This is a genomic window from Vibrio sp. 10N.261.52.A1, assembly GCF_002876325.1.
Lineage (GTDB): Bacteria > Pseudomonadota > Gammaproteobacteria > Enterobacterales > Vibrionaceae > Vibrio > Vibrio chagasii.
In genome coordinates, this window is the sequence record NZ_MCYD01000194.1 from 1 (window position 1) to 395 (window position 395).

Below are 395 nucleotides of genomic sequence, written 5' to 3' on the forward strand. Positions count from 1 at the left end.
CTCTATTCAAGAAAAAGCAATTCCGATTGTACTTTCTGGTAAGAACCTTATTGCGGCAGCACAAACGGGTACAGGTAAAACTGCGAGCTTTGTTCTCCCTATCTTAGAAATGCTAAGCAAAGGTGAAACGCAACGTAAGAAACGCATCCGTGCGGTGATCCTTACACCTACGCGTGAGTTGGCGGTTCAGGTTGAGCAAAACATCAAGAAGTACGCAAAGTTCTTAAACTTAACGTCACTAGCGATGTACGGTGGCGTCTCTTACCAACATCAAAAAGATCGTCTGATTGAAGGTGTTGATATTCTTGTGGCAACACCGGGACGTTTGATCGATATGTACGGACAGCGCGCGGTTCACTTTGATGAGGTTGAAGTGTTAGTACTGGATGAAGCAG

The 395-nt window shown here is 45.1% G+C and carries 1 protein-coding gene; it reads left to right on the forward strand.

Annotated features, from left to right (window positions below; translation table 11 throughout):
* Positions 1 to 395, forward strand: a 395-nt coding sequence (locus tag BCT81_RS02550) for a DEAD/DEAH box helicase (RefSeq protein WP_133152499.1), incomplete at both ends; no start/stop codon positions are given.